We start from the raw sequence: 18,489 nt of genomic DNA on the forward strand, positions 1-18,489 counted from the left end.
GACGCGGCCATGTACGTATCGGTCCGGGACCGCCCCGGCGCGGATCCGGCCGGCGAGCCCGGCCGCCGACTGCCCCGGGTCGGCGCGACCGTGGTGCTGCTCGGCGTCGTCAGTCTGCTCACCGACGTCTCGTCGGAGATGATCGCCGCGGTACTGCCGGTGTATCTCACCGCCGAGCTGGGGCTCGGTCTGCTGGCGTACGGCGTTGTCGACGGGCTCTACCAGGGCGCCAGCGCGCTGGTGAGAATCTTCGGGGGGTATCTCGGCGACCGGTCCCGCCGGCCGAAGTGGGTCGCCACCGCCGGTTATGCCCTCTCGGCGGCGAGCCGGCTGGCCATGCTGCCGGCGCACGGGCTCGGCGCTGTCACCGCGGTGGTGACAGTGGACCGGCTGGGCAAGGGGCTGCGTACGGCGCCACGGGACGCCCTCATCGCGGATGCGTCGGACCCCCGCCGGCTGGGTCGCGCGTTCGGGCTCCACCGGACCTTGGACACCATCGGCGCGGCCGCCGGCCCGCTGGTGGCGTTCTCGCTGCTGTGGTTCGTGCCCGGAAGTTATTCGACGGTCTTCGTCGCGTCATTCGCGTTCGCTGTGCTGGGCGTCGCCGTCATGGTCCTCCTGGTGCCGGACCGGCGCGGCCGGTCGATGGGAGCGCTGCCGGTACGGCGGGTGCTCCGGGAACTCACCGGTCCGAAGCTCCGGCGTCCGCTGGTCGCCGCCGGCGTGCTGGGGCTGTTCACGATCGGCGATGGGTTCATCTACCTGTCCTTGCAGGATCGCGACCAGTTCGCCGCGAGCTACTTCCCGCTGCTGTTCGTCGGCACGAACGTCGCCTATCTCACCTTGGCGATCCCGCTGGGCCGCCTCGCCGACCGACTCGGGCGCTCGCGCGTCTTCGTCGGCGGCCACCTGGCGCTGCTCATCGCCTACCTGGTCGCCGCCGCGCCGGTGGGCGGCCTGGGGGCGACCGTTGCCGCCCTGGTCCTGCTGGGTACGTTCTACGCCGCGACCGACGGCGTGCTCGCCGCGCTGGTCAGCCGCAGAGTGACCAGCGACGCGCGGGGGAGCGGTATCGCCGCTGCCCAGACCGTCGTCGTGATCGCGCGGTTCGCCGGCGCGCTCGCCTTCGGCAGTCTGTGGCAGCTGTTGGGGCGCCAGGAGGCACTCTGCCTGTTGGCCGGCCTGCTGATGACGGGAGTGGTGATGGCCGCTTGGCTGCTGTCCGGACAGGACCGCCCCGGGTCCGTGGCCGGCACCACCGCGAGCGCCGCCGACCGGGCCGGCGCCGTGCAGGTGCCCGGGGCCGGCCCGGCGGCGGAGGATGGGCGATGAGCGGCCGCGCGCGGGTCTGGACGTTGGGCGTGATCGTCCTGGTCACCCTGCTCGGTACGGTCAGCTACATCTACTCCGTCCGCCGGGAGCAGACGCAGGGCGTGGCGGCGGCGCCGCCGATGCCCACGGGTCCGGACCTCACGGCGGTCACCAGCGGGCCCCATGTCGTCTTCCGCAGCACCGCTGCCGGCGGCGACTACGGCCGGGTGGCAGTGGTCCCGCTCGGCGAGCCGGCCGGGCCCCGGGCGTTCACCCCGGCCGCCTGCGACCGGGTCTACGCTCGGCGGAGCGGGGCGGTGTGCCTGTACGCCAAGCCCGGCCTGGTCACGACGTACCGCGCCCAGGTCCTCGGTCCCGACTGGAGTGTCACCCGCGAGCTGCCGCTCTCCGGCGTGCCGAGCCGTACCCGGCTGTCGCGCGACGGGTCGCTCGTGGCGACGACGACCTTCGTCGCGGGACACAGCTACTCGACGCCCGGCCAGTTCTCCACCGAGACCCTCGTGACCAGGGTTGCCGACGGGCATTCCACCAACATCGAGCACTTCCAGGTGATCGTCGGTGGCAAGCGGGTGACGGCCGCGGACCGCAATCTCTGGGGTGTCACGTTCGCCGACGGGGCCACCTTCTATGCGACGGCGGCGTCGGGCGGCAGGACCTGGCTCGTCCGGGGCAGCCTTGGCGGGCAGCGACTCGTCGCGCTACGGGACGACGCCGAATGTCCGTCCCTCTCGCCGGACGGCACCCGGATCGCGTTCAAGACGCGGGCCGGCCAGGAGCCGGGGCACTGGCGGATCGCGGTGTACGACATCGCCACCGGCAGGTCGACGATCCTGGCCGAGCAACGCAGCGTCGACGATCAGATCGAGTGGCTCGACGACACCCGGGTCATCTACGGCCTGCCGCGCGCCGGGGAGGGACCGTCGACGAGCGACCTCTGGACCGTGCGCGCGGACGGCGGTGGCGTCGCGGACCTGTTCATCCGCGATGCCTGGTCGCCGGCGGTCGTACGGTAGTCGCCTGGTCCGCCCCGACGGCGGCGGGCATCTTCTCGGTGTCGGGCCGCGGCCCCCGTCGGGCGGTCGCCAGGGGCCGGACGCCGGTCGTCGTGTCACGACGCCGTGGGGACCAGGCCTTCAGCGCCATCGCCGGCCGTTCCACGACATGCCACGACGCTACGGCGAGCGCGACCGTGGCGATGGTGCAGCTCGCGATGTAGGCAACCAGGCCGAGCCGCGGCACGTCCATCAGGGCCAGGAGTTGCTGGACGGGGAAGGCGTAGATGTAGAAGCCGTAGGAATAGTCGTGCTGGCGGCCGATCCGGCGGGTCCAGCGTGGCAAGCGGACCGCCAGCCAGAGGACGAGGTAGGCGAAGGCCGGATAGCCCAGCACCGCGAATGCCCCGAACTGCGTGGTGGCGACCACGACGGCAGCGGCGGCGACGGCGAGACCGTCGTGCAGGACGATCCTCTCTCGGTAGAGCTGACAGACGGCGCCCAGGAGGAAGACGTAGGTCAGGTAGACGAGGGAGTAGCTGTCCAGCCCGTCCACGCCGAAGATCGGGCCGTGCACACCCTGCGGCCCGGGGATCTCCGGTGCCCGGAGCAGGTCGTGCATCATGACTCCAGCCCCGGCCAGCGCAAGGATCGTCACGAGCCATCGGGCCCGGCGTAGGACACCGACGGCCGCCAACCCGGCGACCAGGAGATAGCAGAACACCTCATAGATGAGGCTCCAGAGCGAGCCGTTGACGACCGACGTGCCGGTGCGCTGCCCGTACGGGGTGTCCAGCAGCAGGTCGGAGATTCCGTACTGCCAGATCGCGACGAAAGAGTTGCTGAGGACGTACTGGAAAGGTCCGTCGGAGTCGGAGAAGAGACCGTGGAGTGTGCCGCGCTCCCACAGGGACACGATCGGTGCGAAGACGAAGGCCGTCACCACGAGGCACACCCACAGCCCCGGCAGGATCCGTAGGCCGCGGTGCCAGAGGTATCGAAGCACCGGAGCCCGGGTCCCACTGCGGGTGATCAGAAAGCCGGAGATGACGAAGAAGCCCAGGATTGCGATCTCGCCGAGCGCCGTCTGGCCGTTCGTGAGGGCGCCGCCCGGGTCGTCCGCGCCGAAGCCGATCGGCAGAGAATGGGACACGAGTACGGCGAAGGCGAACATCAGCCGGAGAAAACCGAAGCTGTTGTCCGCCGAAGAAGAGGCAGAGGCGAGGGTCTGCCGCGCTCGGATTCCGGCCACCACGGCGAAAGTCAACCACGGCAGCGGAGGAAGGCAGATATTTTCCTTGGTCGGGAAGTCGACATCGACGGGCCGGAGATCTGTCACGGCACAGGGCCTTTGCCGTATTGGGACCGCTTTCCTCGGATGCTTGGCGATGATTAGGCTGGCCGGTATGTCTGCCCAAGGTGAGCCTGGCACGCTGCCCACGGTGCTTCGGAGATGAAGTCGCTCCTGGTCGTCTCGTACGCCCGCGACAGGCTGGCGACGACCGACGCGGCGTCCCGGGCCGAGGCCCTCACCTGCCTCGGTGACGACGCGCGGGTGCTGCGCACCGATGACGGATGGATCGCGTTCGACGGCGAGGACCCGGGCGATCGGGTCGACCACACCGGCGCTGCCTTTACGCTGCGCCTGGGGAGGGCGGCTCGGACCCGTACCGGCGATGTCACCACCGCGGAGCTGGCCGAGCAGCTGGGCAAGGGCACCAAAGCGGACGGCGTCGCCCTCGCCGAGCTGGTGCCGCCGTTCGCCGCGGCACACCGCTCCGGGCCCGGCGAGCCGACTGTGGCGGCCACCGACTGGCTCGGCTTTCGGCAGCTCTTCTGGTGGCAGGGCGATGGCGTGGCCGCGATCTCGACGAGTGCTCTCGCGCTCGGTGCGCTGGCCGGGGCGGGGCTGGACCACGGGGCGCTCGGCCTGCAGAGTCTGGTGGGTTGGCAGGTAGGGCTCGGCACGGTCTTCGCGCAGGTCGAAAAGGTGCCGGCCGGATGCCTGGCGGTGCTGGACGCGGGCCGGGTGGAGACGCACCGCTATGTGGAGCAGTCGCTCGCCCTGGACGGCCCGGCGCCGTCCCTACCCGAGGCCGTCGACGAGATGGCCGGGATGCTGCGGGAGTTCCTGCGGGCGTACATCGCTGACCATCCCACGACTGTGCTCCAGTTGACCGGTGGTCAAGACACCCGCGTCCTGCTCGCGGCGCTGTCCCCGGAGACCCGCCGAGGGCTTCGCGCGCTCACCCTGGACGTGCGGGGCGGCTCAGACGCCACGCTGGCCGAGAAGTTGAGCGCGATGTGTGGGCTGGATCTGCACCTCCACTGGCTGGACGAGCAGCCACCGGTCACGCCGGCCGCGGCCCACCGCATGGCGCTGCGGGCGGCGGCGGCTCTGGACGGGATGGCGAGCCCGCTGGCCCTGGCGCCACTGCTCCTCGCCGAGGGCCATCTCGAGCAGGGGCACCGCCTCTCCGGTCTGGGCGGGGAAGCCTGCCGCGGGTTCTACTACTTCGGCCAGCCCCGCCACGCGAGCACCTCGCCCCACCTGATCGGACAGTTGGCCAACTGGCGCCTTTACGCGAACGAGGCCGTCGACGCCCGGGCACTCGAACCGGGCTTCGTGGCCTCCGCCCGCACCGACGCGCTCGATCGGATCACGGCGTCCTTCGACGGCGCTCCGCCGCAGTGGCTCAGGGCCACCGACCACTTCTATCTCTACCAGCGGATGCAGCGATGGGCGGGAGCCCATGGATCGGTCGCGGCCGTCAACCGCTTCTTCATCAACCCCATGTTCGATCGGCGCTTCATCCAGTTGGCGCATTCCGTATCGCCCGACCAGAAGGGGAGCGGGCTGCTGACCGGGCAGCTCATCCACCGGCTCGACCGTGAACTGGCCGCGGTGCCGCTGGATTCCGGGCTGGTTCCCGCACGGTTGGGGCAACCCGGCATCCGCGACCGTGCGGCGGCGGCCAGGGTCACCGCGCGAAAGCTCTCCCGCAAGGTGCGGCAGCGGCTGCGCCATTCCGGCCGGGCGCAGCTGGGCGCGGCCGAGGTGGCGGCGCTCGTCGTCGAGCACTGGCGCACCGAGCCGGACGTCCTCGCACCCCTGCGCAACAACGGCATCGTCCGGGAGGCATGGCTGGCCGAGTTGCTGGCGGGGCGGCGGGAGTCCGCCCCTGCCACGGTGGCCTTCCTGACCAACCTCCTGGTCGCCACCGCGCCGCGGCCCGTCACCTGAGGCGACCTGCCGCGGCGCCGATGTCGTCCGGCGCACCGTGACCCAGGAGCGGAACCCTCTCCCCCCGACGGCTTGACCGGGAGGTGCCGTTCGCGCGTGCCGTTTGCCCAGTTCACCAGTGAGTCAACGTCGATACCGGTGACTTCACGGGCATTCCGGTCGTTGTGTTGGTGTGCCCCGTGCAGGACAGGTCAGGTTGTCGGGTGAGCGCCCTCCCGGATCGGGTGGCGACCGGGGTGTCGATCGAGGCGTTTCCGCCGTCCCGGTGGACCAGGGGTGGGCAGCAGGCGCCCGGCTGCTGAACCGAGGGCTTGCGGGCCCAGCGACGTTGGTGCCGGCCCTGGACGGCCGGCGTTGCGGCAGCTCCCGGGCGAGCCGGCGAGCCCGGCCACGGCTGGCGGCCCCTCCGTCGGAGGCGCTGTTCGCCCCCGCGCGTCCGCCGGTCGCCAGGGCTGACGGTAGGAAGTCTCATTCCGACTGCCGGCAGGTCGTGTCGGACATGACAGCCGTTTGACGTCCGCGACACCGCAGCTGTGGTACCGGCGTTCCCCCGCCCCGGTCTGAGTGACACCAAGCGTGGAGAAGGGAACCACATGGTCAGGAATTCAAGAACGGTCCTGGTGCTGGCCGTTGCCGGCGCGGTAGCGATCTCCGGAACGGCGCTGGCGGGTCGCGCAGCTATCAACACCGGCGGCGCTCAGCCCGTGGCAGCACCCCCCGGAACCTATTCGCTCTGGAGCAGTTCAGCGGTACCGAAGACGGTGACCGACCCGGACAGACAGGCCGTGGAGTTGGGGGTGAAATTCACAGCGGTTCAAGACGGCAGCGTCGTCGGCGTCCGATTTTACAAGTCTACGACGAACACCGGTGTCCACACGGGCAGCCTCTGGGCGATCAACGGCACCAGGCTCGCCGAGGTGCGGTTCACGAACGAGACCCGGTCCGGGTGGCAGTATGCGGGTTTCTCGACTCCGGTGGCGGTCAAGGCCAATGCGCTGTACGTGGTGTCCTATCACACCAATGTGGGGCAATACTCGGCCGACGACCGTTACTTCGCCGCCGGTCGCAGCCGCGGCCCGTTGCGTGCGCCGGCCGACGGATCGAACGGCGCCAACGGCGTGTACAGATATGGCGCCGGCGGGTTTCCGAACCGGGGCTACAAGGCCACCAACTACTGGGTCGACGTAGTTTTCACGCCGGGCGTTCCCGTAACGTCCAGTCCCACCCCTCGGCCCACCACCACGACGGCATCCCCCCGCCCGACACCGCCCAGTGCCACCCCGACCGTGGTGCCGACACCCAGCTCGACGACGCCCGGACCGACTCCGACCGCCAGTGGCAACCCCGACAGCACCGGTGGTGGCAGATACCCCCAGCGCTTCTCGGTAGGTGCGCCCGGCATCGGCACGTATCGGCAGTCCGATGCCAGGCTTCCGGTGCCGGCCGGCTACCAGGAGGTGTTCCCGCACGACGAGGCGAGCAAAGAGTGGGATCTGTACGACTGCGACGGCACGGTGAATCTTGACCGCAAGTACTTCCATGCCTTCATCTACATCGGTACGAACTGTCACGGCACCGTCAACATCACGAACTCGATCATCGCGCCGCCACCGGGTTCCGCCAACCGGGCCATCCTGGTCAACGCGAATTCCTCGGGCAGCCTCCAGCTGAACATCAGCAATACGACCATCCGGCCGGAGCCGGTGGGTCTCGACATGAAGAGCGCCCCGTTGACCGATCACGCGATCAACGATTGCGGCACCTGCACGATCCATCTGAGCCGCGTCGACGTGGCGAACACGGGCGGCATGTGCCTCTGCGGGGCGAACACCACCATCGAGTACAGCTGGCTCCACGACAACTACATCGCCCACCTGGCTGATCCATCCCAGGCCCACACCGGGGGTGTGTTCCCTTACGGCGGCACCGGTCCGCTGGAAATCAGCCACAGCCGGCTCGAGCCGGGGGTCAACGCCTACACCGGGGCGGCGATCCCGAACTACTGGCAGGCCATCACCGCCGTGCTGTTCACCCAGAGTGCGGGAGGCTCGACGCTGCGCAATTACCACGTCCATGACAGCTTCGTCTCGCTCGGGGCCTTCGGGCTGTACGCCCAGGACGGCGAGGGGCTGCGACTGCGCAACAACGTGTTCGGGCCTACGCACTGGGGCTACACGAGTCGGTGCGGGTCCGGATGCTCGGTCACCTTCGCCGACTGGACGAACAACGTTGTGGGCACGATCGACGGCAGCCCGACTCCGGTGTTGGTCCCCAAGCCCGCCTAGAGGCAGGGTTCGACGATCTTTCGAACGCCCGGGCGGGCGTGGTGACACGCCCGCCCGCTACGGGTTCTGGACCTCGGTGACGACGATCTAGTGCTCTGACCGGGAACGTTTACCGGGTTGGCGGCGGCGGGGCCGGAACCGGTTGGATGAGACGGACATCCGACGGGTTTGGGGGCGTGGTGGCGGAGCTGGTCAAGATCAGGAGGCTGACCGACCAGGAGGGCCAGCAGTTACAACGGATCGTGCGCCGGGGCAGCACCAACACAGTGCGCTATCGACGGGCGATGATGCTGCTGGCCTCGGCCCAGATGGTAGGTCCAGTAGCGGTCGAAGTCGCCGTTGGCGAGCAGTGCGCGGAGTTTCAGGGCTTCGGCGCCGGCGCTCCGCCCGGCTGTCGACGCGTTCGTCCGACAAATTCGCTACCCGGCGGCCGGAGCGCAGTGATACACAACCGAGGTGCAAAACATTTTGGAGTTCCCCGAGGTCCTGCGGCTGATCGAAGACCGCTCGGCCGCGTTCCGCGCCGCGATCGCGTCCGCCCCCGACCTTGACGTCCAGGTCCCGACCTGCCCGGACTGGACGCTGCGCGAACTGGCGCAGCACCTCGGCGACGGCCGCCGCCGCCAGGCCGCCATCGTCGCGGCGGGCCCGGGCGCTGAGCCCCCGGCGAGGACGGACCCGAAGGGCGCCCCGACCGTGCCCCGCGACCGCGAAGCCCTGGACGCCTGGCTCGCCGAGTCGACCGAGCTCATGCTCGACGCGATGCGCGAGGCCGGCCCGGACCGCGGCTGCTGGACCTGGTGGGGCCGCTCGCAGGCCCCGGAGACCAGCGGAGCCGTGGCCCGGCACCAGATCCAGGAGATCGCCGTCCACACCTACGACGCCCAGCTCACCCTGGGGGCCGCACAGCCGCTGCCGACGGACGTCGCGGTCGAGGGCGTCGACGAGTTCCTGACGACTGTCTCGGCGACGACCGTCCCCTGGCCGTTCAAGCCGGCGACCATCGACCTGCACACGACCGAGGGCCGCTCCTGGCGCCTGACCCTCAACGCCGACGGCGTCCGCTGCGACGACCTCGCCGCCGACGCGGAGCCGGGCGACATGGCGATGCGAGGCGCAGCGAGCGAACTGGTCCTCTACTTCTACGAGCGCGTCCCGCTCGACGGCCTGGAGACCACCGGCGACACCGAGCCGATGGAGCAGCTCGCAGACTGGGACCCGAACGCGTAAAACGCGCACTTGTGACGCATCTGTCGGTTGTGCGCGCGCTCCTGCGGGCGCCACTGGGCCCGGGGTTAGCGCAGGGCCTCGCGGCCGATGCGGATCACCCGGCCGTGCACCTTGCGCGGGTAGGCGAGCAGTTTGCGGATGGACCAGCGGGTGAAGGGCTGGCTGAGCTTGGTCGGGCGGGTGGTGGCCGTCTGGACGACGAAGTCCTCGTCGTCAGGGCTGAGCAGGCGGGGACGGCCTCCCGCCCACCGAGGGTCCAGGCAGGCCGGGCCGATCTGGTTGAACCGGTGGATCACGTCCCGCACCGTGTCCTCGTCGGCCTGCACCAACTGGGCGATCACTGGAACTCGGTTGCCGCCGGCCGAGGCCAGCAGCATCATCGCCCGTCGATAGCGCACTGTGTTGGTGCTGCCCCGGCGCACGATCCGTTGTAACTGCTGGCCCTCCTGGTCGGTCAGCCTCCTGATCTTGACCAGCTCCGCCACCACGCCCCCAAACCCGTCGGATGTCCGTCTCATCCAACCGGTTCCGGCCCCGCCGCCGCCAACCCGGTAAACGTTCCCGGTCAGAGCACTAGCGGCCGGCCAGCTTGCGCAGCACGGCGACGATATGGTTCTGGTCGTCCTCGGTCAGCGCGTGGTGCAGCGGCAGGATGAGCGAGTCGCGGGTCAACCGCTCGGTCACCGGCAGCGGCTCGGGCGTCACGTCGGCGTAGGCCGGCTCCAGATGGGCGGCCATGATGCCGCGTCGGGCGGATACTCCGGCGGCGCCCAGTTCGGCGAGCACCTCGTCACGACCTGTTCCGTACTCCGGTCCTATCAGCACCCAGAACGACTGGAAGTTGGTCTCGCCGTACTCGGGGTCGCGGACCGGGGTCAGACCCTCGATGCCCGCGAGCAGCTCGTGGTAGCGCGCCGCGAGCGCGCGCCGGTGACTCACCAGCTCCGCGAGACGGCCCAGCTGCACCAGCCCGACCGCCGCCTGGATGTCGGTCATCCGGTAGTTGAAGGCGGTCTCCAGGTAGGCCTCCAGCACCGGCTGGGCGCTGGCGTGGCGGTCGGCCGCGGAGACATTCATCCCGTGTTCGCGCAACCGGCGCAGCCGGGCGGCCCATTCGGGATCGTCCACGGTGACCATCCCGCCCTCGCCCGTCGTCAGCAGCTTCCGGGGATGGAACGACCAGGCCGAGATCGTCGAGCCGGAGCCGACCGGCCGCCCGTACGCCGTCGACCCGGCCGCGCAGGCGGCGTCCTCGATCAGCGGCACCTGCCAGCGGGCGGCGGCATCACGTAGCGCGGCGACATCGAACGGCACGCCGCCCTGGTGGACCGCGATCACCGCCCGGGTCCGGGGGGTGCGCGCCGCCTCGATCGTCGCCACCGTCAGGTTGCCGGTGCTGATGTCGACATCGGCGAAGACCGGGGTGGCTCCGACGTAGCGCACCGCGTTGGCGGTGGCGATGAACGAGAACGACGGCACGATCACCTCGTCGCCCGGGCCGATCTGCAGCACCACCAGCGCCAGATGAAGCGCCGTGGTGCAGGAGCTGACGGCCACGCCGTGGCCGGCACCCACCAGCGCGGCGAACTCCTGCTCGAACCGGGCCACCCGCGGCCCCTGGGCCACCCAGCCCGACCGGACCGCGTCGGCGGCGGCCTGCGCCTCCTCCTCGCCGAGCCGGGGGATCATGACCGGGATCCGGGAGGCGCTCACTTCTCGGCCCGCCACCAGTCGACCAGCCCCTGAAGCCCCTCGTGCAGGCCGATCTCGGCGCGGAAGCCCAGCTTCTCCGCGCCGGCGGTGGTGTCGGCCAGCCGGCGGGTGACGCCGTTGACCGCGCGGGCCGGGCCGTGCTCGGGGGCCAGGTCGGACTTCATCACGTCACTCAGCGCCTGGGCCAGCTCCCTGAGGTTGGTCTCGGTGCCGCTAGCGATGTTGAACACCTCGTCGGTGACGTCCGCCCGCGCCGCCAGAATGTTGGCCCGGGCGATGTCGGCGACGTGTACGAAGTCCATCGTCTGCAGGCCGTCGCCGAGGATCAGCGGGGGAACTCCCGACTCGATCCGTTCCATCCAGCGGATCAGGACCTCCGTGTAGAGGCCGTGGATGTCCATCCGGGGGCCGTAGACGTTGAAGTAGCGCAGGGCGACGTAGTCCAGACCGTACATGCTGTGGAAGCTGCGCAGCATGCCCTCGTTGAACGCCTTGGCGGCGCCGTAGAACGTGTCGTTGTGGTAGGGGTGGTGCCGCTCGTTGGTCGGAAACTCGTCGGCCAGCCCGTACACCGAGGCCGACGAGGACAGAATGACCTTGCGGACCTGGGCGGCGGCCGCCGCCTCCAGCACGTTGAAGGTGCCGTCGACCAGCACCTCGTTGGCGAGCCGGGGCTCCTCGGCGCACTGGGTGATGCGAATGGCGGCGAGGTGGAAGACCAGGTCCTTGCCCCGGGTCAGCTCGTGCACGAGCGCGACGTCGCGGATGTCGCCCTCGACGAGGTGGACACTGCTGTGCGGCAGGGCTCGGGCGAGGTTCTCCCGCCTGCCACGGACGAAGTTGTCGAGGACGACCACCTCGGCCGCGCCGCCAGCAACCAGCTGATCAACGACATGGGAACCGATCGTGCCCGCCCCACCGGTGACGAGGGCGTGTGCCCCGGCGACCTCCACCGCGCTCATGCCGTTGCTCCGCTTCGCTCCGTGCCGCCCTGGGGCAATACCGCACCGGTTCCGATGATCCGCCCGCTCACGCCGCTGTCCATTTCGCTGATATCGACCACTTTTCCGCCGTTCGCGAGGCTGCGAGAGGCAGCCTCCAGGATGGCCATCACCCGCAGGCCGGCCCGACCGTCCGTCAGGGCGGGCATGCCGGTGCGAATCGACCGCGCGTACTCCTCGACCATGGTGCGCAGCGCCTCCCGCTCGGTCAGCGCCGGGGCCACCATGTCGCCCGAGCGGTACGACACCAGCACGTCCCGGCGCTGCTCGTCGCCGAGTTCCTCTGCCGAGGCCACGTCCACCCCGCGGTCGAAAATCGAGAGTCGTTGGCTGGGGTTGAGGTCGTCCCAGACCAGTGTCCGCTTCGACCCGCTGATGATCGCGGTCCGGATCTTCACGGGGGAGAGCCAGTTGACGTGGATGTGCGCGATCGCGCCGGTGTTGAGCTGCAGCGTCAGGTAGGCGACACAGGCCCGGCCCGCGCCGATCAGGTCCGCGCCGTGCGCGGCCACGGAAATCGGCGCCACGCCGGACGGGAGGATGAAATCAAGAATCGACAGATCGTGCGGTGCCAGGTCCCACATCACGTCGATGTCGCGCTGCACCAGCCCGAGATTGATCCGCACGGAGTCGAGGTACTGCAACTCGCCCAGTTCCCCGCCATGCAGCAGTTCGCGGATGCGCAGCACGGCTGGCGTGTAGCAGTAGGTGTGGTCGCACATCAGCGACAGTCCCCTCCGCTCCGCCTCCGCCACCAGCGCGCGCCCCTGCTCGACGCTGGCCGCCAGTGGCTTCTCCACGAGCACGTGCTTGCCGGCCCGCAGCGCCGCCATCGCCACCTCGAGGTGGGTGCCGGCCGGGGTGGCGACCGCCACCGCGTGCACCGTGTCGTCGGCCAGCACTGCGGCGAGGTCGTCGGAGGCCTGGACCGTCGAGTAGGCACCGAGCACCCTGCGGGCACGGCGCACATCGAGGTCGCAGAGCCAGCGCAGCCGGAATTCGGCCGAGGCCTGGAAGTTACGAACGAGATTGGGACCCCAGTAACCGGCGCCGATGACGGCTACGCCGATCGGTTCGTCGGCGGCAGCGTGCGATGAGTTCACGGATATCCGTTTCGCTAGTCAGGCCAGGACCATTCGCTGAGGGGAGAGTCAGTCGCGTCGCTGAGGGGAGAGTCAGTAGCGGCGTCCATTCGGCAAGCTACCGAGGCCCTGGTCGGGTACGCCAGCGCCGACACGGAAATCCGCCGGTGCCGCCGGGGTCAACCGGTCCGTTTGGTTTGTCCGCCCTCCTCGAATGGTCCCTTCTGCGGGCCCTCGGTCGGCTTTCTGACATTGGCCTCGTTGTCGAGCCTTTACCGTTTCCACCCCACGAAAGATCGCCGCACGCGGGAAGGAACCAGAGATGACGGACGCCCACGGGGCACCGCGCGAGGGCGTGGAGATCGCCGCGACGGCCGATGTGGACGAGCGGGCCACCATCCGTTCCGGCACCCGTGTCTGGCACCTGGCGCAGGTCCGCGAGGGTGCCTCGGTCGGCCGGAACTGCATCATCGGGCGCGGCGCGTACGTCGGGCCGGGCGTCCACCTGGGCGACAACGTCAAGCTGCAGAACTACGCCCTCGTGTACGAGCCGGCGGAGCTGGCCGATGGCGTCTTCGTCGGGCCGGCCGCGGTTCTCACCAACGACGAGTACCCACGCTCGGTCACTCCGCAGGGGCGGGTCAAGAGCGGCGACGACTGGACTGCGGTCGGCGTGGTGGTGGGCGAGGGTGCGGCGATCGGAGCACGGGCGGTTTGCGTGGCACCGGTCTCGATCGGCCGGTGGGCTCTGATCGCGGCCGGCGCCGTGGTCACCAGGGACGTCCCCGACTTCGGGCTCATGGTCGGAGTTCCCGCCCGCCGGGTGGGGTGGGTGGGGCGGACGGGCCAGCCGCTGATCGCCAAGGACGACGGCCGGTGGAGCTGCCCACAAACCGGGGCCGAGTACCGCGAGGACGGGGGACGGCTGACCGAGCTCACCCCGGCGGGGTAGTCGCCGCGGCGGTCGTCCCCGCCGTCGCGACATCTCCAACCTCTGCTGCCGGGCCGGCCACCGGCGCGTCCCGCGTGCGGGCCCGAGCAGGAGGGGCACTACTCTCGCTGGGTGAACTGGCTGGAACTCGTCGGCTGGGCCGGCTCCGCGCTGCTGGTCTGGTCCCTGCTGCAGACGCGCATCCTGCGGCTGCGCGCGCTCAACCTCGTCGGCTGCCTGATCCTCATCGGCTACAACGCCGCCGTGCACGTGTGGCCCATGGTCGGCCTGAACGTGGTGCTCGCCGTGATCAACGTGTGGTACCTGCGGAAGATGCTGGCCACCCGGCACGACGAGGAGACCTACCAGGTGGTCGAGGTGGGCGTGGACGACCAGTTCCTGGCGCACACGCTGCGGGTGCACGCCGCCGACATCGCCCGGTTCAACCCCGACTTCCAGTGGCCGGCGCCCGCCGCCGAGCGATCGGCGTTCCTGGTGGTCCGGGCCGACGAGGTGGTCGGCGTGGTGCTCTCGCACGCCGAGCCCGACGGGGTGGCCCAGATCGACCTGGACTACGTCACCCAGCGGTTCCGCGACTTCACCCCGGGGGAGTTCGTCTACCGCCGCAGCAGCCTCTTCACCGACCGGGGCTTCCGCCGGGTGGTCAGCCCGCCCGGCATGGTCGCCCCCTACTACCACCGGCTCGGCTTCCGCCCCGAGGGCGGCTCGTACGTGCTGGACCTGCCGACCTCCACCCCGGCGTAGGACGGGACGCGCGCGGGAGGATTCACCCGGGTCCGCGCTGGGCACTGACAGGCCTACGCCGGCCGGGTCCTCGGTCCGGCGGTGTCGGCCACGGCGGCCGGCGCCGGTCGCGTGAGGGAGAGAACCGGGCGTGCAGAGCTACTGGAGCCAACTGGCCCTGGTCGGAGTCCTGGTGGTCCTGAACGCGATCTTCGCGGGCAGCGAGATGGCGCTGGTGTCGCTGCGCGACAGCCAGGTGCAGCGGCTGGAACGCGCCAGCCGGGCCGGGCAGGTGCTGGCCCGCCTCGCCAAGGACCCGAACCGGTTCCTCGCCACCATTCAGATCGGCATCACGCTGGCCGGTTTCCTGGCCTCCGCCGCCGCGGCGGTCTCGCTGGCCAAGCCCCTGGTGCCGCTGCTCGGGTTCTTCGGCGGCGCGGCCGAGACGGTCGCCATCGTGGCGGTCACCCTGGTGTTGACCTTCGTCACCCTGGTCTTCGGCGAGCTGGCGCCGAAGCGGATCGCCATGCAGTCCGCCGAGCGGTGGGCGCTGCTGGTGGCCCGCCCGCTGGACCTGCTGGCCACCTTCACCCGGCCGGCCGTCTGGGCCCTCGGCGCCACCAGCGACCTGGTGGTACGCCTGGTCGGGCTCAACCCGAAGCACCAGCCCGAGGAGATCGGCCCGGACGAGCTGCGCGACATCGTCGCCGGCAACCACGGCTTCACCAAGGAGCAGCGCACCATCATCGCCGGCGCGGTGGAGATCGCCGACCGGCAGCTCCGGGCGGTCCTCGTACCCCGGTTGCAGGTCTTCACGCTCGACAGCGGGACCACCGCGGAGGCCGCCCGGCTGGTGCTGGCCGCCACCGGCCACTCCCGGGCCCCGGTGGTCCGGCACGGCGGCCTGGACGACGCGGTCGGCGTGATCCACCTCCGTGACCTGGTCGGCGTCCCCGACGACCGCCCGGTCGACGAGTGCGCCCGCCCGCCCATGCTGCTGCCCGACTCGCTGCCGGTGGTGGACGCGCTGCGCCAGTTCAAGGCGGAGCGGCAGCACATCGCGCTGGTGGTGGACGAGCGCGGCGCCGTCGACGGGATCGTCACCCTGGAGGACATCCTCGAGGAGATCGTCGGGGAGATCTACGACGAGACCGACCGGGACGTCCGTTCGGTGCGCACCGAGGCCGACGGGGCGCTGCTGCTGCCCGGCACCTTTCCCGTGCACGACCTGCCGGACATCGGTGTCGAGGTGCCCGCCCGCCCGGCCGGCGACTACACCACCGTCGCCGGCATGGTGCTGGCCTGTCTCGGGCACATCCCCACCGTCGCGGGGGAGAGCGTCACCATCGACGCCTGGGAGCTGGAGGTGTCCGCGATCGACCACCGCGCGATCACCCAGGTGCGGCTGCGCCGCGTCGCCCCGCCCGCCGACGAGAGCACCGACCAGGAGGAGCAGCTCCTCCACGAGGCCCGCAGCTGACCCGACGGCCCGCGAGCCGGGGCGGTCGGACCGGGTCAGGATCCCGGGTCGCCGAACGGGAAGCCGGGCACCGGCGGCAGGAGCTGCACCTGGTCGGCGGGGAGCTGCCGGCTGCCGCGGCTCAGCGCCCGCGCCACCACCCGGATCGCCCACGGCCCCGACGGGTGCCGCTCCGCCCCGATCAACCGCCCCACCACCCGGCTCCACCAGTGCCGGGTGACGATCACGTCGGTCAGCCGCAGCCGGCCGTCCGGGAAGCCCCCGCGCACCACCACGTCCACCACCCGGCCGAGCCGCCGGCCGTGCAGGTCGTACGCGGCGCGGCCGAGCAGCTCACCCGCTCGCACGGTCGGCTCCGGGAATCCGGTCGATCAGGTGCCGGCGCAGCCAGGCCTCCGCCGGCGGCCGGGGCAACTCGTCCGCGCGGGTGCGCAGCCGCACCGCGCTGTCGATCCGGGCGACCTGCGCGAACGGGATCCGCAGCGGCCGCACGGGCGGGTCGTCGGCGAGCCGGTCGGCGACCGCGACCAGGAACCGGCCCGTCCGCCCACCGATCCGCCGGGCGAGCGCCGCCTGGCCGGTGAGCAGGAAGGCCACGTACGGAAACCCGTCGGTGTCGACGGCGAACTCCACGTCGTCGACCTTGCCGACCAGCCGGCCGTCGCGGTCCACGATCTGCCGGTCCAGCAGCTGCCGGCCCAACTGGAGCCTCATCGGCCCATCCCCGTCGTGACGGCGAGCGGAATCGCGGCCACCGACGCCGCCACGATCACCACCAGGAACACCGCGCCGAGCAGGTTCAGCAGCGGCCCGTTGACCCGGTCGCCCAGGTACGTCCGGTCGTTGGCGACGATCAGGATCGGCAGGTACGTCAGCGGCAGCGCCACCGCGCTGACCACCAGCATGTACTCGGTCAGCCGCACCGGGTCGACCGAGGTGAACAGCACGAGCACCCCGAGCAGCACGCTGACCAGCAGCACGCTGTGGAAGCGGGCCGCGTCCCGGGGGCTGACCCGCTTGCCCCACTGCCAGCCGAAGTACTGCGCCGCCGTGTACGCCGCCGACAGCCCCGTCTCCAGCGCGGCACCGAAGGTGACCGCGAAGAACGCCAGCGCGGCGATCGCCAGCCCCACCCCGCCGAAGGCGATGACCACCGGCGCGGCCACCTGGTCGAGCGTCGACAGCGTGGTCCCGGTCGGGTGGAAGACCACCGCGGCGGTGGCCAGCAGCGACAGGGCGAGGAACCCGCCCACGGGGAAGCCGACCAGCACGCTCGCCCGGGCGTCGGCCAGGTCCGCGGCGCTCCACTTCTCCTCCACCCCGCCCGAGGAGAAGAAGAACACCTCGTACGGGCTGACGGTGGAGGCGAACAGCGCCACCGCCACGAACCAGTACGCGGCCCAGCCCTGCCCGGCCGCGCCGGGGTGCAGCGCGCCCCGGGCCAGCGCGCCCCAGTCGGTCGGCAGCCGGAACAGCGCCACCGCGAACACCACCAGGGCCAGCCCGGCCAGCCCGAAGACCCGCTCCATCAGCTGGAAGCGCATCCGCCACAGCACCAGCCAGACCCCGAACGCGGCCACCGGCACCCACAGCAGGTAGCTCACCCGGGAGGCCAGCTGCAGGGCGAGCGCCACCCCACCCAGCTCGGCGGCCAGGGTGAGCACCGTGACCAGGTAGGAGGCGACCAGGTTGAGCAGCGCGACGCGCGGCCCGAGCCGCTCCCGGACCAGGTCGAACACCGCCCGGCCGCTCACCGCCGCGACCCGGCCGGCCATCTCCGCGTACGCGCAGATGCCGACCACCCCGGCCACCAGCACCCAGGCGTGCCCCATGCCGAAGCGGGCGCCCGCCTGGCTCGCCGCCACGAGGTCGCCGATGTCGACGAAGCCGCCGATGGCCGACAGCACGCCGAGCGTGGCGGCCAGCAGCTTCTTCACCTCGGGTACGCGTCGGCCGGCGTCATCGAGGCCGACGATAGCGGCGCGCGGACCCGCTTTCCCGGCAAACCGGGCAGGCCCGGTCGGTCAGCCGGCGGTGAGGTTCTGCAGGCGGACCTGGCCGCGCGAGACCAGCCGGCCCTCCCCGTCGGTGATCTCCACCTGCCAGAGCTGCTGGCTGCGACCCCGGTGCACCGGGGTGCCGACGGCGGTCAGCTCGCCGTCGCGGACCGCGCGGAGGAAGTCCGTCTGGTTGGACACGCCGACCACGGTGCCGCGCCCGCCGAGCCAGATCGACCCGCCGACGCTCGCCGCCGTCTCCACCACCGCGCAGTACACGCCGCCGTGCTGGATGCCGAACGGCTGGTGCAGCTCGGGGCGGACCTCCCAGCGGATGACCACCCGGTCCGGGCCGACCTCGTCCAGCTTCAGCCCGAGCAGGGCGACCAGCCCGCCCGTCAGGTCCGGCATCTCCACGACGTTCCTCCTCGATCCGCGGAGCCGCCAGCCTAGTCAAC

Annotated in this window: 17 protein-coding genes; 8 read left to right on the forward strand and 9 right to left on the reverse strand. The window is 71.1% G+C overall.

The genetic code is table 11. The annotated features are described in order from the left end of the window. The first annotated feature begins 9 nt into the window (after window positions 1-9). The gene (locus tag ACTWM8_RS12515; protein WP_446213955.1) at window positions 10-1,332 is read left to right on the forward strand and encodes an MFS transporter; all 1,323 of its coding nucleotides are present in this window, start codon (window positions 10-12) and stop codon (window positions 1,330-1,332) included. Further along, entirely contained in the window at window positions 1,329-2,345 is a 1,017-nt protein-coding gene (locus ACTWM8_RS12520) for a TolB family protein (RefSeq protein WP_446213956.1), read from the forward strand. Before ACTWM8_RS12515 ends, ACTWM8_RS12520 begins: the two co-directional genes overlap by 4 nt. On the opposite strand, the gene ACTWM8_RS12525 is transcribed toward ACTWM8_RS12520, so the two are convergent. Next, a complete protein-coding gene (locus ACTWM8_RS12525; protein ID WP_446213957.1) occupies window positions 2,308-3,945 on the reverse strand; it encodes an acyltransferase family protein in 1,638 nt (545 codons plus the stop codon). The genes ACTWM8_RS12520 and ACTWM8_RS12525 overlap by 38 nt on opposite strands. Between ACTWM8_RS12525 and ACTWM8_RS12530 the strand changes: the two genes are divergently transcribed. From ACTWM8_RS12530 to ACTWM8_RS12540, 3 genes are all read left to right on the forward strand, one after another. Further along, the gene (locus ACTWM8_RS12530; protein ID WP_446213958.1) at window positions 3,880-5,568 is read left to right on the forward strand and encodes a hypothetical protein; all 1,689 of its coding nucleotides are present in this window, start codon (window positions 3,880-3,882) and stop codon (window positions 5,566-5,568) included. The genes ACTWM8_RS12525 and ACTWM8_RS12530 overlap by 66 nt on opposite strands. Window positions 5,569-6,188: 620 nt before the next feature. Continuing rightward, window positions 6,189-7,853, forward strand: coding sequence for a DUF4082 domain-containing protein (locus ACTWM8_RS12535; protein WP_446213959.1), 1,665 nt, complete (start codon window positions 6,189-6,191; stop codon window positions 7,851-7,853). 456 nt (window positions 7,854-8,309) lie between these two features. Then, window positions 8,310-9,083: a maleylpyruvate isomerase family mycothiol-dependent enzyme gene (locus ACTWM8_RS12540; RefSeq protein WP_446213960.1), complete on the forward strand. Its 774-nt coding sequence runs from the start codon at window positions 8,310-8,312 to the stop codon at window positions 9,081-9,083. Window positions 9,084-9,148: 65 nt separating this feature from the next. Here the strand turns inward: ACTWM8_RS12540 and ACTWM8_RS12545 are convergent, their stop codons facing one another. The 4 genes from ACTWM8_RS12545 to ACTWM8_RS12560 are packed head-to-tail and all read right to left on the reverse strand — an operon-like array spanning window position 9,149 to window position 12,900. After that, entirely contained in the window at window positions 9,149-9,601 is a 453-nt protein-coding gene (locus ACTWM8_RS12545) for a helix-turn-helix domain-containing protein (protein WP_446213961.1), read from the reverse strand. A gap of 55 nt (window positions 9,602-9,656) precedes the next feature. Further along, window positions 9,657-10,772, reverse strand: a complete 1,116-nt coding sequence (locus tag ACTWM8_RS12550) for a DegT/DnrJ/EryC1/StrS family aminotransferase (RefSeq protein WP_377612608.1) — start codon at window positions 10,770-10,772, stop codon at window positions 9,657-9,659. Between the two features lie 20 nt (window positions 10,773-10,792). Beyond that, on the reverse strand, window positions 10,793-11,758 hold the full coding sequence (locus ACTWM8_RS12555; RefSeq protein ID WP_446213962.1) for an NAD-dependent epimerase/dehydratase family protein: 966 nt from the start codon (window positions 11,756-11,758) through the stop codon (window positions 10,793-10,795). After that, window positions 11,755-12,900 (reverse strand): Gfo/Idh/MocA family protein, encoded by a 1,146-nt coding sequence (locus ACTWM8_RS12560; protein WP_446213963.1) that lies wholly within the window; start codon window positions 12,898-12,900, stop codon window positions 11,755-11,757. Before ACTWM8_RS12560 ends, ACTWM8_RS12555 begins: the two co-directional genes overlap by 4 nt. Window positions 12,901-13,201: 301 nt before the next feature. On the opposite strand from ACTWM8_RS12560, the gene ACTWM8_RS12565 reads away from it, so the two are divergent. The 3 genes from ACTWM8_RS12565 to ACTWM8_RS12575 all read left to right on the forward strand — a co-directional run bounded on the left by ACTWM8_RS12565 (window position 13,202) and on the right by ACTWM8_RS12575 (window position 16,034). Continuing rightward, the gene (locus ACTWM8_RS12565) at window positions 13,202-13,831 is read left to right on the forward strand and encodes an acyltransferase (RefSeq protein ID WP_446213964.1); all 630 of its coding nucleotides are present in this window, start codon (window positions 13,202-13,204) and stop codon (window positions 13,829-13,831) included. Window positions 13,832-13,942: 111 nt separating this feature from the next. Next, window positions 13,943-14,575, forward strand: coding sequence for a hypothetical protein (locus tag ACTWM8_RS12570; RefSeq protein WP_446213965.1), 633 nt, complete (start codon window positions 13,943-13,945; stop codon window positions 14,573-14,575). A gap of 130 nt (window positions 14,576-14,705) precedes the next feature. Next, on the forward strand, window positions 14,706-16,034 hold the full coding sequence (locus ACTWM8_RS12575) for a hemolysin family protein (RefSeq protein WP_446213966.1): 1,329 nt from the start codon (window positions 14,706-14,708) through the stop codon (window positions 16,032-16,034). Between the two features lie 35 nt (window positions 16,035-16,069). Here ACTWM8_RS12575 and ACTWM8_RS12580 read toward each other — a convergent pair whose 3' ends face one another. The 4 genes from ACTWM8_RS12580 to ACTWM8_RS12595 form a co-directional block, all read right to left on the reverse strand. After that, a complete protein-coding gene (locus tag ACTWM8_RS12580) occupies window positions 16,070-16,381 on the reverse strand; it encodes a PRC-barrel domain containing protein (RefSeq protein WP_446213967.1) in 312 nt (103 codons plus the stop codon). Next, the gene (locus ACTWM8_RS12585; RefSeq protein WP_446213968.1) at window positions 16,368-16,748 is read right to left on the reverse strand and encodes a PRC-barrel domain-containing protein; all 381 of its coding nucleotides are present in this window, start codon (window positions 16,746-16,748) and stop codon (window positions 16,368-16,370) included. The genes ACTWM8_RS12580 and ACTWM8_RS12585 overlap by 14 nt, the downstream gene beginning before the upstream one ends. After that, window positions 16,745-17,971, reverse strand: a complete 1,227-nt coding sequence (locus ACTWM8_RS12590) for an NRAMP family divalent metal transporter (protein ID WP_446213969.1) — start codon at window positions 17,969-17,971, stop codon at window positions 16,745-16,747. The genes ACTWM8_RS12585 and ACTWM8_RS12590 overlap by 4 nt, the downstream gene beginning before the upstream one ends. Before the next feature lie 87 nt (window positions 17,972-18,058). Further along, window positions 18,059-18,442: a PaaI family thioesterase gene (locus ACTWM8_RS12595; RefSeq protein ID WP_172894699.1), complete on the reverse strand. Its 384-nt coding sequence runs from the start codon at window positions 18,440-18,442 to the stop codon at window positions 18,059-18,061. Window positions 18,443-18,489 lie beyond the last annotated feature (47 nt).

Source organism: Micromonospora sp. IBSANI012, from assembly GCF_052814045.1.

Coding starts and splice junctions, on each gene's coding strand:
- ACTWM8_RS12515 (WP_446213955.1), top strand. CDS start 10: ATGTACGTATCGGTCCGGGACCGCCCCGGCGCGGATCCGGCCGGCGAG.
- ACTWM8_RS12520 (WP_446213956.1), top strand. CDS start 1,329: ATGAGCGGCCGCGCGCGGGTCTGGACGTTGGGCGTGATCGTCCTGGTC.
- ACTWM8_RS12545 (WP_446213961.1), bottom strand. CDS start 9,601: ATGAGACGGACATCCGACGGGTTTGGGGGCGTGGTGGCGGAGCTGGTC.
- ACTWM8_RS12550 (WP_377612608.1), bottom strand. CDS start 10,772: ATGATCCCCCGGCTCGGCGAGGAGGAGGCGCAGGCCGCCGCCGACGCG.
- ACTWM8_RS12555 (WP_446213962.1), bottom strand. CDS start 11,758: ATGAGCGCGGTGGAGGTCGCCGGGGCACACGCCCTCGTCACCGGTGGG.
- ACTWM8_RS12565 (WP_446213964.1), top strand. CDS start 13,202: ATGACGGACGCCCACGGGGCACCGCGCGAGGGCGTGGAGATCGCCGCG.
- ACTWM8_RS12585 (WP_446213968.1), bottom strand. CDS start 16,748: ATGAGGCTCCAGTTGGGCCGGCAGCTGCTGGACCGGCAGATCGTGGAC.
- ACTWM8_RS12595 (WP_172894699.1), bottom strand. CDS start 18,442: ATGCCGGACCTGACGGGCGGGCTGGTCGCCCTGCTCGGGCTGAAGCTG.